Source organism: Ruegeria faecimaris (assembly GCF_900182615.1).
GTDB classification, from domain to species: Bacteria; Pseudomonadota; Alphaproteobacteria; order Rhodobacterales; family Rhodobacteraceae; genus Ruegeria; species Ruegeria faecimaris.
In genome coordinates, this window is the sequence record NZ_FXTE01000011.1 from 59,467 (window position 1) to 85,332 (window position 25,866).

At 55.4% G+C, this 25,866-nt stretch carries 29 protein-coding genes; 10 read left to right on the plus strand and 19 right to left on the minus strand.

Features of this window, described 5'->3' with window-relative positions; translation table 11 throughout:
- Positions 1-145: 145 nt before the first annotated feature.
- From FN806_RS15615 to FN806_RS15635, 5 genes are all read left to right on the plus strand, one after another.
- Positions 146-1,393 carry a sarcosine oxidase subunit beta family protein gene (locus tag FN806_RS15615; protein ID WP_142638794.1) on the plus strand — a complete coding sequence of 416 codons (1,248 nt, stop codon included), beginning with the start codon at positions 146-148 and terminating at the stop codon, positions 1,391-1,393.
- A gap of 11 nt (positions 1,394-1,404) precedes the next feature.
- A complete protein-coding gene (locus tag FN806_RS15620) occupies positions 1,405-1,692 on the plus strand; it encodes a sarcosine oxidase subunit delta (protein WP_142638796.1) in 288 nt (95 codons plus the stop codon).
- On the plus strand, positions 1,689-4,646 hold the full coding sequence (locus FN806_RS15625; RefSeq protein ID WP_142638798.1) for a sarcosine oxidase subunit alpha family protein: 2,958 nt from the start codon (positions 1,689-1,691) through the stop codon (positions 4,644-4,646). The genes FN806_RS15620 and FN806_RS15625 overlap by 4 nt, the downstream gene beginning before the upstream one ends.
- The gene (locus FN806_RS15630) at positions 4,639-5,202 is read left to right on the plus strand and encodes a sarcosine oxidase subunit gamma (RefSeq protein ID WP_142638799.1); all 564 of its coding nucleotides are present in this window, start codon (positions 4,639-4,641) and stop codon (positions 5,200-5,202) included. The genes FN806_RS15625 and FN806_RS15630 overlap by 8 nt, the downstream gene beginning before the upstream one ends.
- 637 nt (positions 5,203-5,839) lie before the next feature.
- Positions 5,840-6,295: a hypothetical protein gene (locus tag FN806_RS15635; RefSeq protein ID WP_246097265.1), complete on the plus strand. Its 456-nt coding sequence runs from the start codon at positions 5,840-5,842 to the stop codon at positions 6,293-6,295.
- A gap of 387 nt (positions 6,296-6,682) precedes the next feature.
- On the opposite strand, the gene FN806_RS15640 is transcribed toward FN806_RS15635, so the two are convergent.
- The 19 genes from FN806_RS15640 to FN806_RS15720 all read right to left on the minus strand — a co-directional run bounded on the left by FN806_RS15640 (position 6,683) and on the right by FN806_RS15720 (position 20,712).
- Complete coding sequence (locus FN806_RS15640) at positions 6,683-6,934, minus strand: hypothetical protein (RefSeq protein WP_142638801.1); 252 nt, start codon at positions 6,932-6,934, stop codon at positions 6,683-6,685.
- A 3-nt stretch (positions 6,935-6,937) separates the two neighbouring features.
- Complete coding sequence (locus tag FN806_RS15645) at positions 6,938-7,132, minus strand: YqaE/Pmp3 family membrane protein (RefSeq protein ID WP_142638803.1); 195 nt, start codon at positions 7,130-7,132, stop codon at positions 6,938-6,940.
- Positions 7,133-7,212: 80 nt separating this feature from the next.
- Complete coding sequence (locus tag FN806_RS15650) at positions 7,213-9,105, minus strand: type IV secretory system conjugative DNA transfer family protein (protein WP_142638805.1); 1,893 nt, start codon at positions 9,103-9,105, stop codon at positions 7,213-7,215.
- Positions 9,098-9,256: a hypothetical protein gene (locus FN806_RS20515; protein ID WP_170591513.1), complete on the minus strand. Its 159-nt coding sequence runs from the start codon at positions 9,254-9,256 to the stop codon at positions 9,098-9,100. Before FN806_RS20515 ends, FN806_RS15650 begins: the two co-directional genes overlap by 8 nt.
- 12 nt (positions 9,257-9,268) lie before the next feature.
- A complete protein-coding gene (locus FN806_RS15655) occupies positions 9,269-10,282 on the minus strand; it encodes an ATPase, T2SS/T4P/T4SS family (protein WP_142638807.1) in 1,014 nt (337 codons plus the stop codon).
- A 102-nt stretch (positions 10,283-10,384) separates the two neighbouring features.
- Positions 10,385-11,209 carry a TraB/TrbI/VirB10 family type IV secretion system protein gene (locus tag FN806_RS15660; RefSeq protein ID WP_185956722.1) on the minus strand — a complete coding sequence of 275 codons (825 nt, stop codon included), beginning with the start codon at positions 11,207-11,209 and terminating at the stop codon, positions 10,385-10,387.
- An 11-nt stretch (positions 11,210-11,220) separates the two neighbouring features.
- Positions 11,221-11,904 (minus strand): hypothetical protein, encoded by a 684-nt coding sequence (locus tag FN806_RS15665; RefSeq protein WP_142638811.1) that lies wholly within the window; start codon positions 11,902-11,904, stop codon positions 11,221-11,223.
- Positions 11,904-12,725, minus strand: coding sequence for a TrbG/VirB9 family P-type conjugative transfer protein (locus FN806_RS15670; protein WP_142638812.1), 822 nt, complete (start codon positions 12,723-12,725; stop codon positions 11,904-11,906). Before FN806_RS15670 ends, FN806_RS15665 begins: the two co-directional genes overlap by 1 nt.
- Entirely contained in the window at positions 12,725-13,369 is a 645-nt protein-coding gene (locus FN806_RS15675; protein WP_142638814.1) for a VirB8 family type IV secretion system protein, read from the minus strand. Before FN806_RS15675 ends, FN806_RS15670 begins: the two co-directional genes overlap by 1 nt.
- Before the next feature lie 17 nt (positions 13,370-13,386).
- Positions 13,387-14,457, minus strand: a complete 1,071-nt coding sequence (locus FN806_RS15680) for a TrbL/VirB6 family protein (RefSeq protein WP_142638816.1) — start codon at positions 14,455-14,457, stop codon at positions 13,387-13,389.
- Entirely contained in the window at positions 14,445-14,945 is a 501-nt protein-coding gene (locus FN806_RS15685; protein ID WP_142638818.1) for a hypothetical protein, read from the minus strand. The genes FN806_RS15680 and FN806_RS15685 overlap by 13 nt, the downstream gene beginning before the upstream one ends.
- The gene (locus FN806_RS15690; RefSeq protein WP_142638820.1) at positions 14,942-15,688 is read right to left on the minus strand and encodes a type IV secretion system protein; all 747 of its coding nucleotides are present in this window, start codon (positions 15,686-15,688) and stop codon (positions 14,942-14,944) included. The genes FN806_RS15685 and FN806_RS15690 overlap by 4 nt, the downstream gene beginning before the upstream one ends.
- Positions 15,688-15,825, minus strand: coding sequence for a hypothetical protein (locus FN806_RS20520; RefSeq protein WP_185956723.1), 138 nt, complete (start codon positions 15,823-15,825; stop codon positions 15,688-15,690). Before FN806_RS20520 ends, FN806_RS15690 begins: the two co-directional genes overlap by 1 nt.
- Positions 15,822-18,188: a VirB4 family type IV secretion/conjugal transfer ATPase gene (locus FN806_RS15695; protein ID WP_142638822.1), complete on the minus strand. Its 2,367-nt coding sequence runs from the start codon at positions 18,186-18,188 to the stop codon at positions 15,822-15,824. The genes FN806_RS20520 and FN806_RS15695 overlap by 4 nt, the downstream gene beginning before the upstream one ends.
- On the minus strand, positions 18,181-18,459 hold the full coding sequence (locus tag FN806_RS15700; protein ID WP_142638824.1) for a VirB3 family type IV secretion system protein: 279 nt from the start codon (positions 18,457-18,459) through the stop codon (positions 18,181-18,183). The genes FN806_RS15695 and FN806_RS15700 overlap by 8 nt, the downstream gene beginning before the upstream one ends.
- Before the next feature lie 3 nt (positions 18,460-18,462).
- On the minus strand, positions 18,463-18,759 hold the full coding sequence (locus FN806_RS15705; protein ID WP_142638826.1) for a hypothetical protein: 297 nt from the start codon (positions 18,757-18,759) through the stop codon (positions 18,463-18,465).
- Positions 18,756-19,427 carry a lytic transglycosylase domain-containing protein gene (locus FN806_RS15710; protein WP_246097266.1) on the minus strand — a complete coding sequence of 224 codons (672 nt, stop codon included), beginning with the start codon at positions 19,425-19,427 and terminating at the stop codon, positions 18,756-18,758. The genes FN806_RS15705 and FN806_RS15710 overlap by 4 nt, the downstream gene beginning before the upstream one ends.
- Before the next feature lie 466 nt (positions 19,428-19,893).
- Positions 19,894-20,307, minus strand: coding sequence for a thermonuclease family protein (locus FN806_RS15715; RefSeq protein WP_142638828.1), 414 nt, complete (start codon positions 20,305-20,307; stop codon positions 19,894-19,896).
- A 48-nt stretch (positions 20,308-20,355) separates the two neighbouring features.
- Positions 20,356-20,712 carry a hypothetical protein gene (locus FN806_RS15720; protein WP_142638830.1) on the minus strand — a complete coding sequence of 119 codons (357 nt, stop codon included), beginning with the start codon at positions 20,710-20,712 and terminating at the stop codon, positions 20,356-20,358.
- Between the two features lie 419 nt (positions 20,713-21,131).
- Here FN806_RS15720 and FN806_RS15725 point away from each other — a divergent pair, with 419 nt between their 5' ends.
- The 5 genes from FN806_RS15725 (at position 21,132) to FN806_RS15745 (ending at position 25,607) form a co-directional block, all read left to right on the plus strand.
- Positions 21,132-21,590, plus strand: a complete 459-nt coding sequence (locus FN806_RS15725; protein WP_142638832.1) for a hypothetical protein — start codon at positions 21,132-21,134, stop codon at positions 21,588-21,590.
- A 406-nt stretch (positions 21,591-21,996) separates the two neighbouring features.
- Positions 21,997-23,244, plus strand: a complete 1,248-nt coding sequence (locus tag FN806_RS15730; RefSeq protein ID WP_185956724.1) for a helix-turn-helix domain-containing protein — start codon at positions 21,997-21,999, stop codon at positions 23,242-23,244.
- A gap of 185 nt (positions 23,245-23,429) precedes the next feature.
- The gene (locus FN806_RS15735; RefSeq protein WP_142638837.1) at positions 23,430-24,383 is read left to right on the plus strand and encodes a LuxR family transcriptional regulator; all 954 of its coding nucleotides are present in this window, start codon (positions 23,430-23,432) and stop codon (positions 24,381-24,383) included.
- Positions 24,384-25,015: 632 nt separating this feature from the next.
- Positions 25,016-25,273: a ribbon-helix-helix domain-containing protein gene (locus FN806_RS15740; RefSeq protein ID WP_142638839.1), complete on the plus strand. Its 258-nt coding sequence runs from the start codon at positions 25,016-25,018 to the stop codon at positions 25,271-25,273.
- Positions 25,263-25,607, plus strand: coding sequence for a type II toxin-antitoxin system RelE/ParE family toxin (locus tag FN806_RS15745; RefSeq protein WP_170418355.1), 345 nt, complete (start codon positions 25,263-25,265; stop codon positions 25,605-25,607). Before FN806_RS15740 ends, FN806_RS15745 begins: the two co-directional genes overlap by 11 nt.
- Positions 25,608-25,866 lie beyond the last annotated feature (259 nt).

The window sequence follows — 25,866 nt, forward strand, 5'->3', positions numbered from 1 at the left end:
ACGAATTGAAAGTTAATCGATTAACTTATGAGCATTAAGCGTTCCAGAACATGGGATTCGGCATTGCCCACATCAGCGTTGAAACTGGCCGGTTCCACGAACTGGGTGCCAAATGGGCACCCGTGCCATAAAGGAAAAGAATGCCATGAGGTACTCAGGACTAAGAGTCATCAGAGAGGCCTTGAATGGCCAAAGAGGTTGGAAGCCTGCTTGGCGCAATCCGGAACCCAAGCCCAATTACGACATCATTGTCATTGGCGGCGGAGGCCACGGGTTGGCCACTGCACATTACCTGGTGACGAAATATGGTGAGAAAAGCATCGCAGTGGTCGAGAAAGGCTGGATTGGGTCCGGCAATGCTGGGCGTAACACGACAATTGTGCGTGGTGACTACACTTTGCCTCCAAATACCCGCTTCTATGATCACAGTGTTGGCCTGTGGGAAAAGATGGAGCGGGAGTTGAACTTCAATGTCATGCACTCACAGCGTGGCTTGCTGTTCCTGCACCACAACGACTCAGAGAGGGACGACCACTATCGCAAAACCAACATCATGCGGATGCAAGGCACAGATGGCGAGATTTTGGGGCCTGAGAAGCTGCGCAAGATGTACCCCTCGATGAATTTCGACGGACGTTTCCCTATCACGGGTGCCTATCTTCACCGGCGCGGTGGCACCGCCCGCCATGACGCAGTGGTCTGGGGATATGCGCGGTCGGCCGACAGGCGCGGAGTAGATATCCTTCAAAATTGCGAAGTGACGGGGTTCCGGATTGAGCAAGGTAAGGTCCTGGGGATTGAGACAACCCGCGGGTCCATCGGCGCAAAGAAGGTTGGTGTCTCGGTAGCTGGAAATACCAGCCGAGTGATGGACATGGCAGGCATTCGCACCCCAATCGAAAGCCATGTTCTTCAGGCTTTCGTGTCTGAAGGGCTGAAGCCCATCATTCCCGGCCAAGTCAATTATGGCGCAGGTCACTTCTATATTTCGCAGTCGGACAAAGGCGGCCTGGTTATGGGAGGCGACCTGGATCAGTACAATTCCTGCGCGCAGCGGGGCAACCTGCCGGTCTTTGAATCGGTGATTGAAGCCGCTGTGACCTTGTTCCCAATGCTGTCGCGCGCTCGTCTTTTGCGGGCATGGGGCGGTTTGCAGGATATGTCCATGGATGGCCATGCGGTGATCGACGAAACGCCGATCAAGGGTCTCTATTTGAACGGCGGCTGGTGCTACGGCGGATTCAAAGCAACTCCCGCAGCCGGCGAATGCTTTGCTCATCTTCTAAGCACCGAACAGCCGCATAAACTTGCCAAGCCCTATCGTCTTGACCGGTTCCGGACCGGTTACCTGCTTGATGAAAAGGGCCAAGGCCCGAACCCCAACCGGCAGTAAGGAGCGGTCAAATGATTATCAATCACCCTCTTTTGGGGCCGCGTGACCGGCAGGAATTCACCTATCTCGGTGATGCTTGCCTGATTGACCGTCCCGGCTGGCAGGCCGAGGACGCGATGGATCAGTTTTTCGAATACGTCTACCTGCGTGATGATCCAGCCGGGGAGCACCGCGAGCTTTGGTATCACGAGCATGGCGACCGCTCGTGGTTAGTCGTAACACGCAACACGGTGACGCATGAAATCACTAATGTCGAACTGGCCAGCGATGTGGCCCGCAAGAAGGGGCGCAGCAAATGACCCAATCCAACCGTTTGAATGGCGGCCTGATCAACCGCGGAAAGCCACTGAACTTTAATTTCGATGGGCGTGCCTATCAGGGGTATGAGGGCGACACGCTTGCGTCTGCCCTGATGGCCAATGGCGTGCGTTTTCTGGGTCGATCGTTCAAGTATCACCGTCCGCGTGGTATCTTCACCGCTGGTTCCGAGGAGCCAAACGCGCTGGTCGAATTGCGCAGTGGAGCCCGGCAGGAACCAAACACACGCGCTACAGTAGCGGAGCTGTACGAAGGGCTGGTTGCTTGCTCACAGAACTACAAGGGCAGCTTACGTTACGACCTGCTTGCCCTGAACGATTTGTTCTCGGATATTCTGAGCGCCGGTTTCTATTACAAGACGTTCATGTGGCCGGCGGCTTTCTGGGAGAAAGTCTATGAACCCATCATCCGCTCAGCTGCAGGCCTTGGTCGCCTGTCTGGGGAAGATGACCCGGATGAATATGAAAAGGGCTTTCTCCATTGCGATCTGCTGGTGATTGGGGGTGGGCCCGCTGGCCTGATGGCAGCACTGACCGCGGGCCGTGCAGGCGCAAACGTCATCCTCGCGGATGAAGATTGCCGTTTTGGCGGGCGCCTGAACGTCGAACAGGAAGATGTCGGCGGAAAGCCTGCGGTCGAATGGGTTGAGCAGGCTGTGGCCGAGCTAACCGCGATGGACAATGTGCGCATGATGCCGCGAAGCACGGCGATGGGGGCCTTTGACCACGGGATTTACGGTGTGGTCGAGCGGGTGCAGGACCATCTGCACACCCCTGTGGAAGGCAAGCCGCGGCAGACATTGTGGCGGGTATATTCCAAGCGCGCGATCCTTTGTGCCGGGGCAACCGAGCGTCCAATTGTTTTTCCGGACAACGACCGTCCGGGGGTGATGCTGGCAGGATCGATGCGGGCCTATGCCAACCGCTGGGCTGCGACGCCCGCGCGGATGGTGGCGGTCTTCACCAACAATGATGATGGCCATCGCACTGCGGTAGACCTGATGGCAAAAGGTGTTGATGTCACAGTTATCGTCGATGCCCGGCTGGATGCGCCGACACTGACGGGTGTGCGACTGATCAGTGGCGCGCATGTTATCGGCACCAAGGGGCGGCATGGCCTGAGCAGCATCCGGGTCCGTCAAGCGGATGGCCGCGAGGAAACGCTAGCCTGTGGCGCCCTGGGTGTGTCTGGCGGCTGGAATCCCAACGTCCACCTGACCTGCCACCAGGGCGGCCGGCCTGTCTGGAATGAGAGTATTGCAGCTTTCGTTCCCGACCAGAACATCCCAGTTGGCATGTCGGTGGCGGGGGCGGCCAAAGGCCTGTTTTCGACTGAAGACGCATTGCGCAGCGGGGCGGAAGAAGCCGTGGCTGCACTGCAAAGCCTGGGTATCGCCGCCAGCGCATTGAAGCTGCCGCGCGCCGTTAACAGCGCCTATAACCTCCAGCCACTTTACCATGTGCCCCATGGCAAGGGCCGGGCTTGGCTGGACCTGCAGAACGACGTGACCGTCAAGGACGTTAAGCTGGCACATCAGGAGAACTACCGATCGGTCGAGCATCTCAAACGCTACACTACTCTCGGCATGGGCACTGACCAGGGCAAGACCGCTAACGTCAATGCTTTGGCAATAATGGCCGAGCTGACCGGCAAATCGATCCCCGAAACGGGAACGACAATTTTCCGGCCGCCCTATACACCGGTTGCACTGGGCACAATCGGCGGGCGTACGGTGGGCAAACACTTCCACCCGACGCGCGAAACCCCGACTGACAAATGGGCCAGGGAACACAATGCGCCCTTTGACACTGCTGGCGACTGGATGCGGGCGCGTTGGTTTCCGCAGCCGGGCGAGACCCATTGGCGCCAGTCCGCTGACCGAGAGGCCTGTAACGTGCGCAAGAATGTGGGCATCTGCGATGTGACCACACTGGGAAAAATCGACGTTCAGGGCGCGGATGCCGCGTCATTCCTGAACAGGGTCTATGCCAATGGATTTGCCAAGCTGGCAGTGGGTAAGGTGCGCTATGGCATCATGCTGCGCGAAGATGGCGCCTGTTACGATGACGGCACCGCTGCACGATTGGCGGAAGAACACTTCGTCATCACGACCACAACAGCCAATGCCGGGGCGGTTCTGAGAAACATGGAATTTGCCCGTCAATGCCTGTGGCCGGACATGGACGTGCAGCTGATCTCAACCACCGAGGCCTGGGCGCAGTTTGCTGTTGCCGGACCGAAATCGCGCGAACTGCTGCAGAGGATTGTGGATTCCGAGTTTGATATCTCAAACGAGGCATTCCCGTTCATGGCCTGCGATTCCGTGACGCTGTGCGGCGGCCTGAGGGCACGTCTGTTTCGGATCTCATTCTCGGGCGAGCTGGCCTACGAGCTGGCTGTTCCCACCCGTTATGGTGATGCGCTGTGGCGCCGAATGCTAGAGTTGGGGCAAGATCTTGGAGTAGCTCCCTATGGTCTTGAGGCGCTCGACATCATGCGCATTGAGAAAGGCCACCCGACGGGTCGCGAACTCGACGGCAGGGCCACCGCACTGATGCTGGGTATGGGGCGCATGGTATCCCGCAAAAAAGACAGCATCGGCAGTACACTGGACCAGCGGGAGGGGCTGACTGATCCCAATGGATTGCGCCTTGTCGGCCTGAAGCCCGTGAACCAAAGCGAAGTGATAACCGCCGGTTCCCAGTTGGTGAATGAAACTGCGCCTGTTCATATCGACAGCGAACAGGGGCATGTGACATCAGCCTGTATCTCGCCACATCTGGGGCACTCCATCGGAATGGCCTTTCTCAAAGGCGGTGATCAGCGCATGGGCGAGATTATCCGCGTAGTCGATCCCGTGCGGGGAACCGATGTAAAGGCTCAGGTCATTCCCACACATTTCTTTGACCCGGAAGGAGGGCGCCTGCGTGCTTGATCTTCAATCCATCACCCCGCTTTGGGGAGAAACGCCGCGTGTCGACCGATTCAATGGGCTGACAATCACTGAGGTTCCGAACCGGGCGCTTGCCTCGCTTGCATTGCGTAGGGGGCGCGAAGACGAAGGCCGGAAAGCGGCCGAGGCCATGCTGGGATTAGCTTTGCCTGCGGTCGGGAAGCACGCCGCAGCGGGCTCATACGCGGCTAGCTGGTTTGCGCAGGATCAGTGGCTGATCTCCGCAGAAATCCCGGAGCATGAACTTATGTCCTACCAACTCGCGGATGCCGTGGAGGGCCTAGCCTCGGTAACAGAGCAAACAGACGGCTGGTGCCGTTTTGATCTGGAGGGTGCGTGCCGGGGTGTGTTTGAACGTTTGAGCGGCGTCAATCTGGCTGCGATGGAGCCCGGGAGCGCCACACGCGCGCTGCTGGAGCACCTTAGCTGTGTGATCATCTGCTTTGAAACTGCCAGCCACTACGCGGTTCTTGGCCCGCGCTCTTACGCGCGCTCTCTGCACCATGCTTTGGAGACTGCCGCCCGTTCGGCCCTTTGAAATATCGGCTTACTTTCTGAACTAACCCGCCGCTACTGCGACCGCGGCGGAACCACGTACAGGAGACTTCCCATGACAACTGCTTGATCTTTTGGCCCTAGGTACCAAAGCTTAGGGTTAACCACGCAGTTGTCCAGTTTCGGCTTCGTCCGCGACTTGTGAATTCCACGTGTGATTCTCGCTGCAGCCTGTATGAATGACCGTTGCTTCCGCTGCATAGCGGCACCGAACTTGTTGCTCACTTGGCATTCCTGACGCTGCGAGTGCAAGCAGCGAGAAAATCCAAGGAACAGGTTGGGCTCCAAGCCCGGTTTCGCTGCCGGTGACACGAACTACGGCTGCTGAACTGCGAATGACTGCGTATCGAACCAAACGGCGTAGAATCAAGAGTATGGCCCTGGTGGCGAACGCCCGCTCCAGTGAGGTCTGAAGGCCGACGCATTCTGCACTGGCATTCGACGGCTCCGAGCCCATGGCGGACCTTTTTTCCCTTACGACCACCGACAATAGGTAAGGTCGGAAGCGCTCGTTCATTGCGCCATTCATTCCAGCGTGCCATCTGTTGGTGCCGCGACGATTTCGGATGGCCTCTGCCTACGGTCTGTCGCTTCATAGTTTTGCAAGTGCAGGAGTGATCATGACGTTTTATGACCGCAAAGACGCCGCCGCCGTCTTTATCCTGCGCCTAGGGCTCGTGTGGTTCATGTTTCTCTGGGCCGTCCACAAGATCATTACGCCCCAGCAATATCAAAACTTGGCCAAGAATATCGACGGGGTCGAGATGTCCTTTTCCCAGATATACGCCGTGGGATGCGTTCAAATTGCACTTTGTTTGCTGGCAGCTCTGGGCGTTTTTCGCGTTTTCAGCTATGGCGGTCTTGCGGCGATGCATTTCTTTACCATCACCCGACAATGGGAGCGATACCTAGATCCCTTTGCTCTGAACGACCGCGGCTTTCCAATCAACCGAAACCCAGTGATCGCTCTTGCGGCGATGGCCGCGTTCGTCGCGCTTCTGCTCCTGATTCACCGCGATCACTTCAGCATCGGAGGCTGGCTGCGGCGCCACGCAGGCGCCCGTTGGTGGTATTAGGATCTGACTTCTAGAAAAGGTAACCGCCCCGTAAAACCATCCATTTGGCGAGATTGAGGGCGTGCCGAGATCGGCTTTGTCCGCCACCTTTGAGTTCGAGTGCGAACACTTGCTGCGGCCAGCACGAACAACCGGTCCGGCCGCCATGTGGCGGCGCTGAAATTCTTGCATCTGCGACGAATTTCCTACCGCGAGCGCACGCAGCGAGAATTCAACACTTCTGCTGTGCGCGTGAAGTGGTTGTTCTCTGCACGTAGGATCAATGGCGGCTACGGCTCTTAAAGCATGCGATAGATGTGCCTAGCGACATGCAAGCGTTAAAGATTACCCGATGAGAAAAGCCGCCTGCTGGCGGCCTTTCCTTCCTTCGCAGATTGTTTCTGGACACTATGGCAGCCATTGCTTATCGCCATCAGTGAGGCCGTACCACTGAAGCTCTACAGTTCTTTGATATCTCGCATCAACTCGTTGGTGAGCCTTGTGAAGTAGTTCTACACTGCCCGTCTCAACTAAAATCCGGCCCACTCGTGATACCACCGAAGACCCGGGGAGTTTCTTGTTGTCCTCAGTCTGGGCATCTATCATCTGCGCGCCTCGGTTGATTTCCGCAACGTGCTTGTTCAGCTCGATTTCATTCATTTTTTACACCTTATCCTTGGTCGCTGCTTTAATTTTCTTGTCTGTGTTGTACTGACTCAGCGAGTACACGGCCCAAATAGCGGCCGGAATCCAGCCAATAAGCGTCAATTGCAGGAGCAGGCAGAAAAAGCCCTGAAATGGTCGCCGGATCGTGAAGAACACGACGAAGGGCAGCACAATCGCTAAAATTAATCTCATCTCTAATAACCTTTAGTTTGTTAGACCGCTGTAATGCCACATATGGGATTAAACAGAGATTTAGATAAACTGCACCCCCGTCAAGCGGGGGCGCTGCTGCCTGGTCGCGTGGTTCTCATCTTATCCATCGCCATATCTTTCGCTGACCGGCTTTTTCGTTTCGCTACGGTGCGCTGCGCATCAAAAGCAGCCTGAAGTTCCTGATCTTTTTCCGAAACCTCTTTCACCGGTGCAGAGGCCGGTTTCGCATCAGCCAGCGCCTTTGCTGTGTCTCTGGCTTGCTCTGCAGCCAGATCGAGGTGGGTTCCTTTGATCTTCGGACTTTCACCACCCAAGAACTGCATGAAATAGGGATCTTCAAAGTACCGGATTTTGTTTGCAATCACCGGCATCCTGCCTTCGCGGATCAGCACAACCTCATTTTCAGGCAATCGGCCAACGTGTTCCGGCCGGAGCAGGCGAATGCCTTCCTCGCGTTCCGATATGCTGCCCATTTCCATTTTGCCGAGCGCCCGAGACTTCGACTTGCTCATAACTGTTTTGTCCCCGATGGACCTGGACACATGTTCACGCACCTCAGAGTCCTCGGAGGCCGCAAACATCTGCGTTCCGGCGTTTGCCAGCATCGCCCGTACACCTTCATGCCCATAGATGTCCTGCAGGCGTGACAGCGTTTGAGAAATCACGATGATCCGACCGCCGAACGATCGCATGGTGTCATACGCCTCAACGACGCGCTCAAGGTGGCCGAGACGCTGAAACTCATCGAGCAGCATCAAAACCTTGAACGGCTCATCTGGGCCCGGTTCGTGGGTTTCGATTGTGTTCACCAGATCGAGGAAGAACAGGCGAATGAGTGTCCGGAACTCTTTGACCTTTTTCCCCGGCACAGAAAAGTAGATCGAGGTGGGGCGCCGACGCAGATCCTCAAAGTTGATGTCATTGCCCTGCGTAGCTCTTGCTACAGAAGGGTTGCGCCAGAGCTGAAGGCCGGAGTTGTTCATAACCGAAATCGTTGACCGCAGGATTTTGGATTCTTCGGCTGCAAGATTCAGAAACTCATCTGCTGCCCGGGCATAGCCCACTTCTTCGGCCATCTTTTCGTAATCCTTTTGCTTGGTCGTTTTGACCAGGCGCAGGATCTCGGAAATGTACGGACGGTTCCGCTTGATTGCCAACATCGCCATTGCGCAGAACATGCCCTCGACGCCGCCCAAAAAGCCCTGAGCGGACGAGCTGGGCGTGTCGAACATCTGCGTTGCGACCTGAATTACTTCTTCCCAACGCCGATCCAGATTGTCTGCGCGAGCTGCGCGCCTCAGCGGGTTATAGCTATGGCTTTTTTCTGGGTTCTCAGGGTCGAACACAAAGACCTCATCCCCCATTGCTGCCCGCCGTGCGCCGGTCGCTTGGAATATCTCGCCTTTGATGTCCAGAACAACGCAGGAGCCGTTGAAACGCAGAATGTTGGGGATCACAAAGCCGCTTGTTTTACCCGAGCCAGACGGAGCAATGAACATCGCATGTGGTTTCTGTACGCTTGGACCGGGCTTATAGAAAATCGCGTTCTTCTCTTTTGGTGGGCCGAACTTGGCAAAAACGATTTCACTGTCCAGCTTAGATTTCAGCTTCAGCGGTGCCGCGTATCCTTCTGTCACGAGCTGAGGCGCTTTCGCAAAAACGGCATCCCCGTATTTGGTCGAGGGGCCGCGCAGAGCAGCGGCCACAAACGCAAATGTCAGAACGCAGACGGCCACAACAGCCACAAGCCCGATGACCTGTTGTTCTTCTGCAGGCCGTGCCATGAACTTTTCCGGTATCGCCCAGATGTCCAGCCCCCGGAAGCCTTTCGTGTTGAGGTATTCGATAACCAGACCGACTACCAACACCGCACAGGCCGAAGTAGCGATAAAGCCCATTGTGCCGGCTATCGCTACCTTCTTGCCTTTTGGGAGATCCTGAAACTCAGCCATCCGTCAGCTCGCGTTTAAAGAAACACACGATACCAAACTCGGCAGGCACGACGCCGACCATCTCCCAACCGTCTTGCCCAAGCTCCGCAAACTTCACGCTTGCTTTTTCCTCTACCCGCATCAAGACATTACGATACTCAAATTTTTTCATTCTATTTCTCCTTCAGATAAGTTGGTCAGCGGTCATCAAGGGCGGGAAAATCACGCCGTTGACCTTCCGCTCGTCTCCGATTTTCTTCATGTGAACGATCATGTGAATGGTGGCTCTAATGTCATCAACCACCTCTGACTTTTGGACAGTCGGAGATCCGCGCCGCACCATTTTGCTCATCCGTCCGATGGCATCGACAGGTGAGTTTGCGTGCATGGTGCAGACAGATCCGTCATGGCCGGTGTTCACCAGTTCGAGGAACATATTCGCGTCGTCGCCTCGGATTTCACCGCAAACCAGCCGATCAGGCCGGAGGCGTAGCGCAGATTCAAGCAGCTTGGTTGGGGATCGAGGCCCGTTGTCCTCGGAACGATCAGCAAGCAAGCCCACGAAGTTCGGCTGCTCGATGTCCAACTCTGCCACTTCCTCAATTGTCACGATCCGTTCGCCTGGATCGGCGCGCTTCATCATCGCATTCAAAACAGTTGTTTTGCCCGACGATGTACCGCCAGCAATAATCACGTTCCATTTGCTCTGCATCGCGAGGTCGCCCAACTCGTCAAAGCTCATTGTTCCGGCAGCGAGAGCCTGCCGCGCATTCCCGAGCGCGCTGTGATCGTTGTTTTCTGCCAATGCGGCCTCTTTGCTGGCAAAGCTGAACGCGCCCAGGTCAACGCTTTTCACGCGGAGCAGGCGGATCGCAACGGACCCCACGCCGGTTGTCGCAGGTGGGATAACAACCTGCACCCGAGCTTTGCCCTCCCTTGTCGGGACATTGGCCGTCGCAATCGGCTTCTTTTCTCCGAAAGTTACGTCGCTGAACCCAGCCACACACCGCCCGATATTGCCAACATCATCCTTGGTCAGAGTGATGTTTGTCTTGGTCATGTGGGTTGTGCCCATTTCCTCAACCCAGACCGTTCCGTCTGGGTTTACGGAAATTTCGCTCAGGTTTTCGTCATGTAACAGATGCTCGATCTGTTCGGTGTAGTATTCCAGAAGGCCATTGCCGTTTCGCCCGCTCATATTTTTTCCTTGTTATTGGCGTCAAAAAAGGCCGCTACCGCAATCAATTGTGCGGGGAGCGGCCGGAAAGGCCGACGATACGGCCGCCTCAATGGTTCTGTCTCAGAAGTTGTCGAACACCACGTCACGCTGCAGGATGGCGTTGATACGGCTTCCCTGATCCACGTAGATAGTTGGCGTAATCCGCAAATAGTCCTCCAACGCCGCTGCTGTGGCATTCTGCAAATTCGAACCAACCTGTGTTGCCAGATCCGTTTGCACCGAATTGCTGCTATCGTTGTCGGCCACCAGCGCGACCGGCGCGATCCCGATGATCGAGAGCAACGCGGCAGTCCCAAACCGTTCACCGAAATGCGTATCGACACGTCCGGTTGCACCAGACCGGCCCTGACCATCCGTCCCGGCTGAGCCGATTTGCGCAGACAAGCCATCCGGCGTGATAACCCGGCTCCAAACGACAGCGATCCGCGTTTGCGCCAGCTTTGTATCAGCGCGGTATTCGCCATAGAGTTTAGATCCGCGTGGCAAGAGCAGTCTTGTCCCATCCATCGAATAGACGCCCCGCGTGATTGTTGCCACAACACTACCCGGCAGCTCCGAGCTTACTGCCCCACCAAACACGGCAGTTAAAACCGTGCCCTGAGTCAATGTGCGCGAAGGATCGTCAATGATCGAGGCCCCCACGATGGGCGGATATTCTTCGACCAGATTGTTTTGCCATGTCGTGTTCGGGTTTTCCTGATAGCCTCGCTGTTCTTCAGGCAGGCGAGTGCTTTCCGGCTGAACCTGCACAGGCTGCGGTGTCGGTTGCACGGGCTGGAAAATGATCGGCTGTGACCCGCTGTTGATTGGCTGGTAATTCTGTTCCTGAGCCATTGCACTTGAGGCCAACGTGACCAGGGCGAGGGAGAGTGCTGTTCTGTTCATCGTCAGCTCCATTAGTTTCTGCCATAAGGGTTTTCATCGAACACAATGCCGTCCGACTGGTTCTGGCGCTCGCGCATCCGCTTGAGTTCTTCGAGCCTGCGCCGTTCGTCCTCGGTCAGACCTTGGGTTTGCAGATGGCTCATGCTGGCGAGTGCCCGCGCCTCAGCATCAGCAACAGCTTGGGCAAGTTCTGTCTGAAACTTCTTCTCGCGCTCGTCATATCTGACCTCCAAACGCTCGTTGGTCAGATTGAGCGAAGCGATTTCACTGCCTTTTTCGGACAGCGAAACTTTTGCGTCGGTCAGCTCGCCTTGAAGATCGGAGATCCGGCCATTCTGCTGTTCGATAGTTTTCAGAGCTTGCTTCAATCCTTCGGAGTCGATCTGGACTGGCGCAGCGTCCGGGGTGGCAACTGCAATTGTCTCGGGCAGTGCTTCGGGTTCCGGTTCGTCTACTTCTGGTCCCCGAGCTGTGATAAGCCCGTAGCGTTCGCCACCACTTTGTCTCAGGGCATCAACTGTTACGCCAGTACGGGAGCCCTTGCTGTCATCGCCCAACACAAACCACGCAAAACCCACGATCACGGCACCTGCGAGGGCAACGCCCATGAGCTTTTTCGGCTCAAGTTTCTTTCGGGCACGTTGGGGCGGCTGTTCAGCCGCCGCGCGTGCCGCAATTGTGTTTTCGCGGTTCATTACTTGCTGCCCCCCGGTTTGACTGTTTGCGAGGTGATAGGTCTACCAGTCTGGCCGCGTGCGCTTGCCTGTTGGTAATCGTCGCCATCGTTGCGGACGCAGATCGAGTCATCCTCGATGCGCAGCGTCCAAAGATCGGAAAGACCCTGCACCTGGATAATGCCGCGCTCTTTCACTGTGGTGTTCACCATCAGCTCCCGACCGTCAGGCAGCACTCGGAAAATACCCGGCAATTCCTCGTCCTGCGGGATTTGCATGTACGTATGAACGCCATCGTCCCAAACCGCCGTGGGTGCGAAATCTGCTTTGCCCGACCGCGAATAGTTTTGGTTCACAAACCGCCCGGTTGGCTTGGGTTCGCTTCGCGCTACCTTGCCACGGGTCGTCGTGGTTCCACCTTTGTTGTTGTTATAGAAGGTGACACGGAACGGCACCCTTTTGCGTTCAGCGGTCGTCTCAGCCGGAACCAGATAGAAGTTGTACGATCCGCGATTGGTCAGAACCGTCAGGTTTGAATCCGAGTTGAGGATTTCCGGCTTGAACGCAATCACGCGGCCTTCCTGCAGACGGGTGATCTGAAAGCTTTCCGTGTCGCCAGCACCGATGCTGCGCACGGTTTCACCCTGCGGAAAATGAACATACGTGATCAGGCGTTCACCCACGGGGATGCTGTACACTTGGTTCTCGACATAGTGGAAATGCGTTATGCGATGATCCGCGTTCTTCCCGTCCGGCGTCGGCGTGATTTCCGCCAGAACGGGCATCGAGAGAGCCAGGACAGCGGCGGTGGCGGTTGTAAGTGTCTTAATGGTACGCTGCATCAGATGTCTCCCATTGCGTCTACGCGGTAGTTGGTGACAGTGAAGCCAAATGGATTTTCCAGAAGCTCATCCATCGACGTCACGATTTTTTCCTCAAACCCGTAGGTCACTGTGACCACATACCGAGCGGAGGCGATTGGTTGGTTTGGAATGACCAGCGACTTGCGGATCTCCACCTGGACCGTTTCGTCGTTGACGAGAGACACGCCGAGAATTTCGGTCTGCACCTTTGTCTTAGGCGTATAGATTTCGTCCGGATGGTTGTCGTTCGAACCGTCCCAAAGATCGCGATAAGACGTTTCGGCCAGCTCATCAGAGCGGCGCAAAACTGACTTCAGGCGCTCGTTGTTGTCCTGAACGTCATAGGTTTCACGATCCTGCACGTAGTTTGCGACTTCGCGGAAAGCCATTGCCTCGGAGGGTTCGAGTTCCTGGACTTTCTCCGTCAGCAGGACCGGCAGTTTGGAATCCGGGTCGATTGAAAAGGGCACCGCGCGGATTTCCTTCAAGGGCAGGATCAACGCCCAACCGACCATCGAGGCAACACCCATTGCCATTCCGACAGCACCAAACACCTGCCATTTAAAGGCATCGCGTCGAGCGCCCAAAAAAAGTTCTTTCTCGTGATCTGTCACATGTGACATTTGCTCTGTACCTCAGTTTACGAAGATTTCTTGGGGTTTGCGCGAGCGGCTTGTATGCTCTGCCGGTAACGGTCAGCGGCATAGCTCTGGCGCGCTGCGCTATCCTGATTGCGGGATCTGTGTGCAATGTCCCGACGCGCCTGCATTGCTCGGGATGCGCTGTCACGAACCCCGGTGCCGTCTCGGGCTGCGGAGGCCATCGCGGCTGCAGTCTTGCCCCCTGCAACTGTGCTGCGTCCGGCATCAACAGTCGTGCCCATTACGTTTCTAGCAGCCGCCGCCATCCCGGAGGCCACGGCCAGTCCTGAAGAAGCAGATACGATTGCTCCCGATATACCCCCAGCTACTGAAGGTATCTGTGTGAGCATCACTATTGAGATAATGCACACAGCCAGAAAACGACCACTCGCCGTCATGTTGTTCACGTCTTCTACCGTGCTTAGTTCAGCAACAAACAGCGTTTGAATCAGGGATACGATCCCTGTCAGCACAACTATGACCATGACGAGGCCCACAGTCGTTTTCGCCCAGGCGGCAAAGATATTAGCCGTTGCCGAGCTGAGCAGTGTTGCAATGAAGATCGGCGCTAAACCAAGGAGTACCGCCATGCCTCCTTTGGCAATCAAGGCGATCCCTGTACCGAAGGCGACAATGATTGCTCCGACCACCCAGAGAACAGCGCCGGTTATGCTTAGGCCCCACGTGGCATTTTCAATGGCGGTTTGCCCCATCGTGAAGCATTGGTCGGCTATATCATCAAGCGCCTGCCATACGTTCGTGGTCCCGGTCAGGGCTCCGGCAATACTGTCTGGCAGGCTTTGAATGCCATTGTAGACCGGTTGGAAGTACGACCAACTTGATGCCATAACAATGATGATTGTCGCTCGAATGATCCAGCCGACATAACCACCGAACCCGATTTCTCTGATTTGAAGTACGCCGTTGATCAACATCGCAACGAAGATCAGCGCGGCAATTGCCCAGAGGGCGGATGCAAGATCCGCCGCCAGGCTGTTATAAGCTTGCTGCGAAAAGTTGTTGATCGCAGTTTCAATCGAGCTGACAAAATCTTGGATCACGGCCCACATGCCTCCTGTAACACGGGACCGAGATTGTTCAGCCTAGCCTTTTGCTCCTTCTTTAGGTCCGCATTTTGCGATGAAGGTTGACTCCAGAATTCGGGTTTATCCGCACCAACAACATTCATTGCGGCGGTACGGCTCATGTTTCCGAGCGGGCATTCCGTATCAAACTTTTCACCGGCTTTTCGCAACCGGCATTGTTCTGCCGTGTACTCATGTGCAGCGATTATCTGTTCATTGAGGATCGCGACTGACCAATTGTTCACCAGATATTGTTTGCCTGCGGGTTGGCCCGCATCGGCCATACGGGCTTGATCTTCATCGACAAACTGTTTGGCGACGTTGTTGACGCCTGTATTCCCGAAACACACCCGATACTCGCCAAAGGGCCAATCAACATTTGGCGTGGGACGCAGTTTTACCTGAGCCGACGCAGCCCCCGCTAAAACGGCGGCGGCTGCAATGGTCAGGGCGAAAGTGGTGCGAAGTTTCATTGTGAGGTTCCTCTTACGTAATTGCTCAGCGTGGTCAGGTCCGCTGCGGTTGCAGCCAGATCCGTGCCCGACGCCAGAGCATTAGCTGAGGTTGCGCGCAAGATTTCAATTTCAACTTGCAGGAGTTTCAGAAGAACCGCCGTGTTGTAGTCGATTGCATCCTTCAGATCTTCCTGCTGGCCGACTTCACCACGCAGTTTTTCCGCATCCTCGGCCAACTGACCGGCCATGTCGTAGCCCTGTTCGCCCAGAGCGGACGCCATCAGGCCAGCACCACCACGTTCTGAGAGAATGCGACGAGCTTGAACGTCTGACCCGCTGAACTCCGACAAGATGCCATCGCCCAAACCCAGATTGATGGAGCGACGTTCCATCGCATGCGCGGCGACATCGGGCAGGCCGGAGATACCACCCTCTGCCGCGTCCAGCGCGTAACTGAAAGTGTCGGCTGCTGTAGCCAGTTTCAAAAAGCTGCGGCTGTTGAACTCATCCAGGTCAGTCAATCCAGTAATGGCCTTGAAGGAGTTTTCCAGCATGGCGCGCTGCTGTTCGAGCTTTTCATACTGCTGCAACAGTTGCTCATACTGGCGAACCATTTCAGCAACTTCTTTTGCCGAGTTGGCGGCGTCTTGTGTAATGGCTGTGGCGTCGATGGTCGGAACACCCTGGGCCGACGTCATGACGGGCAGGGCGGCCAGAACGGTGACGGCTACAGTGGTGCGAAGGGTTTTCAGGACGTTCATTAGACAAGCTCCATGTTTTCAGGGAGGGTCATGCGCTCAAAGTCGCAGGCGCATTTGCTGCGATAGCCCGAATAGGTGTTGGTGCAGGCGGCAACAGCGGCCAGAACAACGAGGGCGAGGATAAGACGTGATTTCATGTGATTTCCTTCCAGAAGTTGGGGTTTTGACGCCATTCAGGATCAGGGAAAGACTTGCCGTCTGATCCACTCAGAACACGAAGCAAGGGACCGAGTGCGCCGACATCGACATCGAGCCAGACACTCTCATCACCCTTTTTCATGAGCATTACGCGGTCGCCAAAATGCGCCCGCAATGCGCCCAGCTCTGCATCGTTCAAACCGATTGCCCGGTAATCTGCTTCATTGCCGGATCGGGACGGGAACAAGAGCTGCGTGCTGGTGTTTTCCAGGATCGACTTACTGGCCGCCGATGACAGGATGTGATCCGGGATCTGCGTCATCATCATCATCATGACGTTCAGCTTCCGATATGTGGTGTAGGCGTTCTTGAGGATGTCCGCGCCGTAGGGATTGCCAGCGATCACCCATGCTTCATCAATGACAAAGACAGTTGGCACCTTAGAGGCACACCGGCGCTCGATCTGGCGCATGACGTAGCTGATCCACGCCAGCCGGACCAACGCGTCATCCAGAACCTCGGAAATGTCGAACACAAGATGCCGGTCGCCAGACGCAAAGGGATCTGAGCCACCTTCGCCAAACATCCACGACAATCGCCCGTCACCGGCCCATTCGCTGGCCCGCTTGAACAGGTTTTTGCCGTCATCAAAGGCTCTGAACCGATCCACCAGTGAATCGAAGTTCTGAAGCTGTGGGGGCAGGGTCGCGTTGGCTTGGCAGGCTTGAGTGATCTCGTCTTTCTGTTCGGCGGTCAGCTTTTCGTCATAGCTCATCAAAGCTGTGACCCAATTCGCCAGCCAGCTTTGCCCCGCTTCATCCGCCTCGGATTGAAACGGGTTCATGCCAGTGGGTTCGCCCACCCGAACGCGCGTGTACTGTGCCCCAAGCGCTCGCATGGGGGCTTCCATCGCCCGGTCTTTATCAAACGCAATGATCCGCGCGCCCTGAGCGACAGCGCATGTCGCCAGCAACATCGCAATCACGGTCTTACCTGACCCGTTTGGACCCAGAACGATGGTATGGCCGGAAGGAAGGTTTTCAGCGTCTGAGCTGGTCTTGGGCAGGTGCAACGAAACATCGTAGCTGTCGCCATGCGTTGTCGGGAACGTCGCCAGAGGCCCAGGCCAAGGCAGCTTGTTCTCAGGCAGACCCTTTGGCCGCATGTGAAACGCAACCATGTCTGCAAAGTTCTGATCTGTGATCAGTTCTTCACGGGCACGGAACGCAAAATTGCCGGGGTGCTGCGCGAAATACACCGCCCGCGCCGACATCGCTTCGCGTTTGACCGTGCCGCCTGAAATCTGAATTTCACCGATGATATGCTTTTCAGCGGTTTTCAGATCTTCCTCAGTCCCGAACACGCAGATCGAAAGGTGGTGCTTGCCCAGAGACATCGTGCCCGAAGCAATGCCATCGGCCAGGATGGACAAGTCCTCTTCCAGCGACTTCGCTTTGTCACCAGCCGAGCGCATCTGACCCGATTTGCGGCGTTCCATTTCTTGTGCTTGCGACCGGTTGATCGGCAGGAACGATTGCGAAATCACAACATCAACCGGCAGGTCCAGCCCGTCGAAAATGCCGGGGAATGACGCCATCGGATAGTTCTTCAGGGAATAGACGCGAATTGACCGCTCCTGGTCATCGCCAGACAGGAGTTTGCCCGTCTTGCCCTGAAACAGCACGTCCTCTTGCGGCATGTTGAAGGCAATCGGCTCTGCAATGTTAGTATGAACGATTGGCTGATAGCGCCCGTCTAGCAGCGTTCCATAGTAACCCAGCCACCGCCCATCGCTGAGCTTCAGCCGGCTAACGCGGGCCTCGCCCAGCGTGCCCGCCAGTGTGGTGAACACACCGTCGAGCTGTTCCATCATTTCGCGGCGTTCCTCGTCGATCGTTCCTGACGACATGCCGAATATTTGCTTGGCGCGTTCATCCTGACGCTTCTGCAGAATGGCGCTGATGATGATTTTGCGTTCTTTCAGCTCTGCATCGACGGACGCTGAGCGCATGGCCTGCGCCACTGCACCGGCAAAGCCAGTTGTGTCCGTGATGACATGCCCTGTCTCAGCGGGAACGGTCACTCGATGAACGTAGAATGCGACCTCATTTGGAGTGGTCCGCAATACACGTTCAAAACGCTCGGCCAAAAACTCGAATTCGTTTTCGTCCAGAGTGTTTGCGTTGATTCCGGTAATCTCGGCAGCGGCGATCAGCCCGCCGTTGCGTGTAGAAATGACCTCATCGTCCACGACATAGCCATATGGCAACATCTGAAAGAGGTGCATTTCATCCTTACGCCAGCTCGGCTCAAGCAACGAGCGGGCCAGGGTAAACAGATCCTTTGAAGCAGGCTTAGGCACTATAGAAATCTCCCCCGTGGTGCTGACGGTTTTTGGTGCGTGGTGTCTTGGAGAGCGTCACGGACAGGATGCGGAAGAATGCCGGTTCCCATTCGTAAAAGAGGCGCAGCCCGGTATAGAAAACAAAGCCCGCAATGATTGCTGGCGCTATCCCGAACATGAAGAACGAAAGCATGGTCATACCCGCGATCACCAAGAGATAGATCACGGGTAGACCGCCCCATTCTGCGGGGCGGCTCAGGCCGCGAAAGACCGTATTGCGGCGCGCCATCAATCAGGCTCCGATGAAAGTGTCAGCAAGGCCGATAACTGCACCAACAACGATTGCGACCACCGGTCCCTTCAGTGATCCCCAGCCGAACACATAGGCCAGACATCCCCAGATAAAGCCAACAGCGGCAAGGCTGACGCCAACGACCTTCGAGTCGGCCAGTGTCTCGTTGATGAAATCGCCAATGGCATCCTGCAGCCAGCCAGCGGAGGCCGGTGCTGCGCTGACGATGGTCATCGTCAGCGCAAAGAATGCCACTTGTTGGATGAAGGGGTGCCGTTTCATGGGGGGTCTTTTCATAGTTCCTTACTCACTTTGCTTAGGATGATCCGCACGTAGTCGCGGGTTTCGGTGAACGGGGGGATGCCGCCATACTGGACGACGCGATGGGGACCGGCGTTGTAGGCGGCGAGCGCCAGTTTCCAGTCTCCAAACTCACGGTACTGCGCTGCCAAATAGCGAGCGCCACCGTCGAGATTTTCTGCAGGGTTCTTTGGGTTCACGCCCAGGTCTTTTGCCGTTCCCGGCATGAGCTGAGCAAAACCGATGGCACCCTTGGGCGACAAAGCGTCCGCGCGATACCGGCTTTCTTGCCAGACCAGTGCCATGAACAGCTCGGTCGGAACGTCATGCCGTTCCGCCGCTGCGTGAATTTCCTTGACGATCCGTTCCTGCGACCAGCCACCCGAGGCTTTGCGAGGCCGCGGTGCTTTTCCCGCAATCTCGATCTTTTTCTGCGGTTTGGCTGTGGACGCTGGCGCCTGTTCGTCCAACTCGTATTCCCGCATCCGTATTGGCTTAACCACGCCATCAACGATTTCTGCCCGCGCGCCGTTTAGGAACACGCTGCCATCGGGTTCGTACTCGATGACCTGGGCGTTTGCGCTGGTCGCCAAGAGCACCAACAAAGACCAGACGGCGTTGATCCGACATCTGATTTCGGTGAAGCTTTTGATGGAGCTGGTCACTAGTTTGCTCTCCAAATTAGGTCAGTAAAGTTTACATAATTACCATTATGAGGCTCGGAGTCAGATCATCTGAGCAGCAGGAAATTCGATGCCGGGACACAGCACTGAGCCCTTCGCGGGCTTCGTAGACAGCCAGCGTTCAGCTTGAATCAATCAGCCTGAAGGTCTGACCAAAGTGTCGGGGATGTCCTGCTCTGCGCTGTGGCCGGTCAGTGCTGTGCGGCCGAAAGCTCAGGCACGTTGTCTGGGTCCGCACCCATTGACTCTGGCGCGGCGCTGTCCAATCTAGGATCGGCATCTAGGGTTACTGTTTTTACCATAGTACAGTTCTCTCTTGATGTTGGAGGAATGCCCGGATGGATTTGGGGCGTTTCTTGTCCTGTCGATTGTTGGCGCAATCGACAGGACGGCTCACTTCTCATTAGTTTCGTTTTTTGGTCATCAAGTCGTTGTTTGATCCTTTCCTTCAGCCGCACCAGGACTGGCGTTTGCCGCCGTGGTATGGTCGGGCGAGACCTTCGGAAATCAGGATGGCCCCGACGTCCTGCCCAGCCACACGCCCAACCGCTAGGAAGCGGTCATGCACGTCCAGATCTGGTTGGATGACCAGCTCTATCTGGTCCGCCGTCTGGATGAGCTCTGTCAGCCTTGCTTTCGCTTCCAATCCCAGAGTCTTTTCCGCACGGCATTGCGGCCGGTAGGTCTCAGGCGTATCGAAGCCAACGAGCCGGTAGCGGTCGTCGCCGTGGTCGATCGTGTCACCATCAATGGCAATCACCTCGGACGCGCTCAGAGTCTTTGTTTGTTTTGATGGTTCAATCCAGACCGCAGCAAAGAACAAGGACGCGAGTGTAGCGCTGAGAAACAAGAGCCGTTTCATGTGCCCTGCCCCAGTATTTTGATGAGCCAGGTTCTCGAACGTGACCGATCAGGTTTTGGATTTCGCGTCCAGGGCCTGAGCTGCTTCGAGACCCTCTGGGGTAATCGACTCGATCGTGTAATCTGATTTGACGCAGAGAATGCGACCGTCGCCAAATTCCTGGTGATGCTTAAAAAGCCCCGGCCAAAGATCGAACTCTCTGGGCTCAGCGCCCGCTCGAGAAATCTTCGACTTGCACAAGGCTCCGACATAGTTCGGCGAGCTGTAAATGCAGTGGTACTTAGGTCGTCCAAGGGAAGCGAGTCCGATAAATTCGTAGCGGCATGTAAAGGGAACCTGATCTTCTTTCAGGCCCCGGACCATCTCGATGGTTACCACAGTGTATTGTCTCTTGTTGTCCGCCATGACGACCCCCTATGGACCGTCTTCTACATCCAAAAGTTGTGGACTAAAACACAATCTACGTCAATATAAGAAAGTACGCCAATATACGATATTGGATTGTCAGAAATATATTGGCCGGATATTGCTTAGGCGATTCGCAAGCAGGAGAGACCATCTTGAAACACTCAAAATCCGGAAATCGAACTCGCGCAAAGGCCCTTGCAATTGCACTCGCTGCACTGCCGGCCACGCAGGCCAGTGCCTATCCAATTGACTGTGCCATATTCCTTTGCCTCGCCGGAGGTTGGCCAGGTTCGCCTGATTGCGTCGCTGCCAAGGCGGAGTTCATTCGGCGCATCACACCCTACCCGGTCGAACCGCCGCTCCAACTCTGGCGTTGTCCAATGAACGCGTCACTCAACTCCTCAGGTCAGGGTCCAATGGAAAGGCTGGAAACAATCAAGCGCAACAGTGCCAGTCCTGTTCCAGAGCTTCCATCTGACAGTGCTTTTGAGCCAAGGGTGGTGGACGTTTCAATTTCTTCGGAAGCTGCCCGAGCCGTCTACGGGCAAAGCAATACGACGTCGCAAGTTACTCCGATCAGCGTCGATCTTTCCTCACCAGATTTCGACGTTGTCAGGTCCATCAGAGTTTGGGATGTGCGCCACTATAGCTATCGCCGTCGTTCGCGAGAGGGCGATTGTGAGCGCTCGCTTGATCTTGTGGTTGGCAGCTATGACGACAACGTAAGCTTTCAATGGTCCGATCACGCTCCCGCGCCAATCCCAGCCTGGCTGCCCCTTGGCAATCGCTGTGTACCTCCCAGCTACTTCCGCGGCGTTGGTGTCGAGTGGACCGACATATTCGGGTTCAGCGATTACGAACTCATTCGATACTGACGTGCCGGCTCGCGGGTGAACACTTTGCTCCTGCAAAGGCCAGTGGACTTGCCAGCGGTATAGGCAACCAGCCCGTTTGGCCTAGAGGACAACCTAGCCCCAGAAACAAAAAAACCCCGCAAGGCGGGGCCTCAGCGGGGATCTTCTTAAGTCACGTTTGATCACCTGAATTATAGGAAGTTCCCTAAAATCTGACAAGCATAAACGCATTCGTGCGAACGGTTTTTCTTTGTCTTTCGCTGAGGTTCGACCCGCCTTGCTTCCTCAATGAGAAGCACACAATGAAACCAATGAACCATACCGAGTGTTCCGCCCCGCGAAGCTGCGACAACAACTTTTACCTTTGCCAGGTGAGGTCGAAACCATGAGCTTCCGGCAAATCTCATCCGCCCGAAATCACCAAAAAATGCGCTTCCACGACGGTCTTCCCGAGGGCTGGAACCGTGACAGGTTTCGGCAGCTCTGCGTGAGTTATGCCCAGATCAGAGGCGTATCCGCCCAGTGTATTCGCACTTTTGAGATCATCATCGACATGATCTCACCAAGTGCATTCCGCGACCCGTCCCAAGAACCCTTTTGCTACGCGCGCCAGGAAACTCTCATTGCCGGGCGCGGCGTGACAGATCGGACAATCCACAACCATGAACGCGAACTGGAAGCCATTGGATTGATCGAACGCAGGCTTGGCGCAAATGGGTCGCGATGTAAGCGTAAGGGACTTGGCCTGTTCCTGACCCCCGCCCTGAACCTCATTTCTGAAATGCTCGACGCGGAGGTGCAAAGCAAGGCTGAGAAGAAAGAGCATGATGAGTTGCGCGGTGATCGATCACGGCTTTATCAATATGTGAAACACAGCCTGGCGGTGCTTGCGTCACTCCCCTGCCCGCCTGACGGCGCCAGTGACATGATGGATGAGTTTGGGTCCTGGCCCCGTGCCGACAAACTGAAATACCTGTCGTTGGATGAGCTCAGGGCACATGTTCAGGCAGCTCACGACCTTTGGAAAAGGATCGAAGGGCACGTCGCTAAACGAGGTGAAATTTCGGGTGAACCCGAAGCCAGTTTCGGGTGCCATATACAAGATCAAATTGAAGAAAAAATTCTGTCCTGTAACGCCGGTGGCGAAGTGACAATGCCCTCGGCCAATGCCTCGGACCCAGATTGTTCTGGCTCCGGGCCTAACGGCCCTGCGCATTGCTTAGAAAGCAATCATCCGACGGAAACTGAACCGCACAAGGCCAAAAAACTGCCTCGGGTGAACAATCGCATCCTGTATGAATTGGCATCCCCCGATCTGCGCATGCATATCGATAGTGCTGGAGACGGTGAACAGAATCCCAACCCTACCCTCTATGCGATCGAGACCGGCGTTTGCTCCCGGCTCTCGGAAATCGGCACCAATATCTCCGGCTGGCATGCAGCTATCGATCGGTTGACCATAATGGGGGCGATCCTGGCTGGAGTGATCACGGATGCAAGGCTGAGTGACCCAAAGCTACCGCCGGTGGTTAATCCGGGTGGATATCTCCGGGGCATGGTTAAGGCCGATGAACGAGGTGAACTGAACCTGATTTCCAGTTTCATGGGGCTGCTGGCACGAAGAGCCCGAGAGGAGGAGGACGGGCTTCCGCAGGATCACAAGAACCGGATTTAGCCGTGTCGGATTATGCCCGCCAGCTGCTCAATTTACGCGTCTCATCAGCAAGTTTCCGCTCTGTTTCCGTCTCCGGGACAGAACTGTATTCAAATCTGTGATTGGCTACGGGAATTCCCGAGTAGTTTGTTCAGCTTTAGGTTGCTAAGCGGCCTCGACGGCAACGCGGAACAGAAAGACGATCTATGAAAATTGCGGATATTGGCAATTCTGAACTGGATTTCAGGCAAACAGGCGAAGCGCGCCTCCAGGAAATTTGCTCCAGGTTTGGATTGGAGAATGCGTCCTACGCCCATATCGATAAGCATCAAAACGTTGTCCACGGCTGCACCACGTTTCCAGAGGAGTGGGTCAGGTATTACGTCGACAACAATCTGGTTCTGGCCGATCCCCTCATTCGGTTCGGCGCCACCATGATTGCACCAATCGACTGGGCAGTGTTCGACAGCCAGCAGGAACACGCGCCGCTGTTTGATGCCGCCAGAAAATTTGGAGTGGGTCAGCACGGTCTTTCCATTCCGGTTATCAACCCTTTTGGCGAGCGCGGCGTGTTTACCGTCACGTCCAATGCGCCTCGCACAGAATGGGATGCTATGATCGCGAAAATGCTCCCTGCCCTACGTCATGAAGCACAGGTTCTGCATCTGCTCGCCCTTGATGTCATTGAAACCGTGTTCAACTTTCCGTCGGATTCCCTCTCTGGTGATGAGTTGGATGTGTTGAAGATGCTCGCGTCGGGTTTGATACCGTCTGTCATTGCCAGGCAATTGGGGCACGCTTCCCGAACGGTCGATGCGCTGACTGCTTCGATCACCACCAAGCTCAAAAGCCGGACGATCGAACAGGCGGTTGCGCGGGCAGTCAGTACCGGTTTTCTTAAGTGGAGTGATTTCTTTGCCGACCCGGTGGCCGAACTGGTCAATATGGAAAGTCAGCAGCTTTGCGGTGGGATCGTCCGTTGGGGTGGCAGGTCCCACGAGTTGATCAACTTTGAAGACGGCAGACTGGTTCGAAACACTGATAGTTTTCAGCCGGTCCAGATCACGAAGCTCGCGAGAGAATTCAACTTGAGTGCAAACGAGGTGGTCGAGGAACTTGGGTGTAACCGTGATCAAAGATTGTGGATCAGGTATCTCTGAATTCGGCTAAAACGCACTGCTTCGTCTTTGAAAAGACCGAAGGCGCAATTTTCACATAATTTCGCTTCTGCGTTTTAGAATGACTTCATAACCATAGTTATCCGTACCCCAGATGGCGAACATGCGCTTGGCCTTACCAGATGATACGTACCGGCAGTATCCCCAGACCATCGAGGCCTCTTTGTTTATTTAATTGTGAAGCCGGTGTGCGATCATCGAAGGGTAAGAAAAGCTGTTACCCTTGCGCAGGAAGACGACTTCGTTGTCAAGACGCGGCTCGACTTCTACGGTCAGGACAATCGTTTGTTGTTCACCTTCAACGGAATATCTTTCAAACGGCTCTAGCGGGGTGCCCGCACCCAAAACGTAAGCGAGACTGGGTCAGATAGCATTGCCCCGATAGGGTGCTGGACAAAAGCTCATCCTCGAACCGAAGAACTTGGGCTCAACCGATATCAATGCGCGGGGATCAGATTCCTTTGAACGGCGTTGGCGTGCCAATACGATATAGCGGGATATGCAGGGAAGTTTGTTTCTGGATAGTAATGGCAATAAAACACGTTCTTTCGCGCCCAATATTGACTGTTGTTTGCAGCAGCTTATACTACTCAGTAGTATACATGAGGCTTGATATGAGCGTTAAAGCATCAATATCGCTGACTGAGTCACAAGACGCCTACGCGCGGAAGCTTGTCGCCCAAGGTCATTACGCCAGCCTGTCCGCCGTGCTTCAGCATGGGCTTGAACTGATGCGTGAGCAATCGCAAAACACTGACGCACTGCGAGAGCTGCTGGATCAGCGTCGAAACGGAACCTTCACTACTCTCGAAGAGGGCAAGGAGCGTACCAAAGACATGATCGCACGCAAGCGGGCTGCGCGTGGTCTATAAAGTCGTTCGCGCCGAAGAAGTCACCTCAGATCTCGATCTCATATTTGACTATCTTGTTGAAACCGCTGAGCACTTTGGCGAAGATCTGGAAACCGCTTTTCTGCGCGCTGAGAAGCGCGTCATAGAGATTCAGGAGAGCCTCGAAAGCCTGGCGAACGTTCCACATCAAGGCACCCTAAGACCACATCTCGGCAATAACATTCGGAACGTAACCAAGATCAAAGCGATCATTTATTTTGAAGTCGACGATGACAAACTGATCGTACGCGTACTCGCTGTCTTCTATAGTGGTCAAAACCACGATGCGCACATTCTGCTGCGCCTATTGTCCTGACCCCACGCATCCATTGGCCGAGCGATCGGCCGGCAGTTCTCATAAGTCGGCTACCTTTTAATAGCCGAACAGTGCTGAATCTCGAGTGCATTCCTGCGGTTCAAAACTAAGACCTAGCCAAGGATTTCAGTCTGGTTGCCATCAGGGTCATGGAGGAGAGTGGTCCACTCAGAGCTGGATCTGCGCGATTGGTGAGCTTTGGTCATGAGATGGTTGGTGGTTTCCCGATCCTGAAAGACGCAAAAACGTACGGTCTGGG

Coding starts and splice junctions, on each gene's coding strand:
- FN806_RS15615 (WP_142638794.1), top strand. CDS start 146: ATGAGGTACTCAGGACTAAGAGTCATCAGAGAGGCCTTGAATGGCCAA.
- FN806_RS15620 (WP_142638796.1), top strand. CDS start 1,405: ATGATTATCAATCACCCTCTTTTGGGGCCGCGTGACCGGCAGGAATTC.
- FN806_RS15625 (WP_142638798.1), top strand. CDS start 1,689: ATGACCCAATCCAACCGTTTGAATGGCGGCCTGATCAACCGCGGAAAG.
- FN806_RS15635 (WP_246097265.1), top strand. CDS start 5,840: ATGACGTTTTATGACCGCAAAGACGCCGCCGCCGTCTTTATCCTGCGC.
- FN806_RS15640 (WP_142638801.1), bottom strand. CDS start 6,934: ATGAATGAAATCGAGCTGAACAAGCACGTTGCGGAAATCAACCGAGGC.
- FN806_RS15645 (WP_142638803.1), bottom strand. CDS start 7,132: ATGAGATTAATTTTAGCGATTGTGCTGCCCTTCGTCGTGTTCTTCACG.
- FN806_RS15650 (WP_142638805.1), bottom strand. CDS start 9,105: ATGGCTGAGTTTCAGGATCTCCCAAAAGGCAAGAAGGTAGCGATAGCC.
- FN806_RS20515 (WP_170591513.1), bottom strand. CDS start 9,256: ATGAAAAAATTTGAGTATCGTAATGTCTTGATGCGGGTAGAGGAAAAA.
- FN806_RS15655 (WP_142638807.1), bottom strand. CDS start 10,282: ATGAGCGGGCGAAACGGCAATGGCCTTCTGGAATACTACACCGAACAG.
- FN806_RS15660 (WP_185956722.1), bottom strand. CDS start 11,209: ATGAACAGAACAGCACTCTCCCTCGCCCTGGTCACGTTGGCCTCAAGT.
- FN806_RS15665 (WP_142638811.1), bottom strand. CDS start 11,904: ATGAACCGCGAAAACACAATTGCGGCACGCGCGGCGGCTGAACAGCCG.
- FN806_RS15670 (WP_142638812.1), bottom strand. CDS start 12,725: ATGCAGCGTACCATTAAGACACTTACAACCGCCACCGCCGCTGTCCTG.
- FN806_RS15675 (WP_142638814.1), bottom strand. CDS start 13,369: ATGTCACATGTGACAGATCACGAGAAAGAACTTTTTTTGGGCGCTCGA.
- FN806_RS15680 (WP_142638816.1), bottom strand. CDS start 14,457: ATGTGGGCCGTGATCCAAGATTTTGTCAGCTCGATTGAAACTGCGATC.
- FN806_RS15685 (WP_142638818.1), bottom strand. CDS start 14,945: ATGAAACTTCGCACCACTTTCGCCCTGACCATTGCAGCCGCCGCCGTT.
- FN806_RS15690 (WP_142638820.1), bottom strand. CDS start 15,688: ATGAACGTCCTGAAAACCCTTCGCACCACTGTAGCCGTCACCGTTCTG.
- FN806_RS20520 (WP_185956723.1), bottom strand. CDS start 15,825: ATGAAATCACGTCTTATCCTCGCCCTCGTTGTTCTGGCCGCTGTTGCC.
- FN806_RS15700 (WP_142638824.1), bottom strand. CDS start 18,459: ATGGCGCGCCGCAATACGGTCTTTCGCGGCCTGAGCCGCCCCGCAGAA.
- FN806_RS15705 (WP_142638826.1), bottom strand. CDS start 18,759: ATGAAAAGACCCCCCATGAAACGGCACCCCTTCATCCAACAAGTGGCA.
- FN806_RS15715 (WP_142638828.1), bottom strand. CDS start 20,307: ATGAAACGGCTCTTGTTTCTCAGCGCTACACTCGCGTCCTTGTTCTTT.
- FN806_RS15720 (WP_142638830.1), bottom strand. CDS start 20,712: ATGGCGGACAACAAGAGACAATACACTGTGGTAACCATCGAGATGGTC.
- FN806_RS15725 (WP_142638832.1), top strand. CDS start 21,132: ATGGAAAGGCTGGAAACAATCAAGCGCAACAGTGCCAGTCCTGTTCCA.
- FN806_RS15730 (WP_185956724.1), top strand. CDS start 21,997: ATGCGCTTCCACGACGGTCTTCCCGAGGGCTGGAACCGTGACAGGTTT.
- FN806_RS15735 (WP_142638837.1), top strand. CDS start 23,430: ATGAAAATTGCGGATATTGGCAATTCTGAACTGGATTTCAGGCAAACA.
- FN806_RS15740 (WP_142638839.1), top strand. CDS start 25,016: ATGAGCGTTAAAGCATCAATATCGCTGACTGAGTCACAAGACGCCTAC.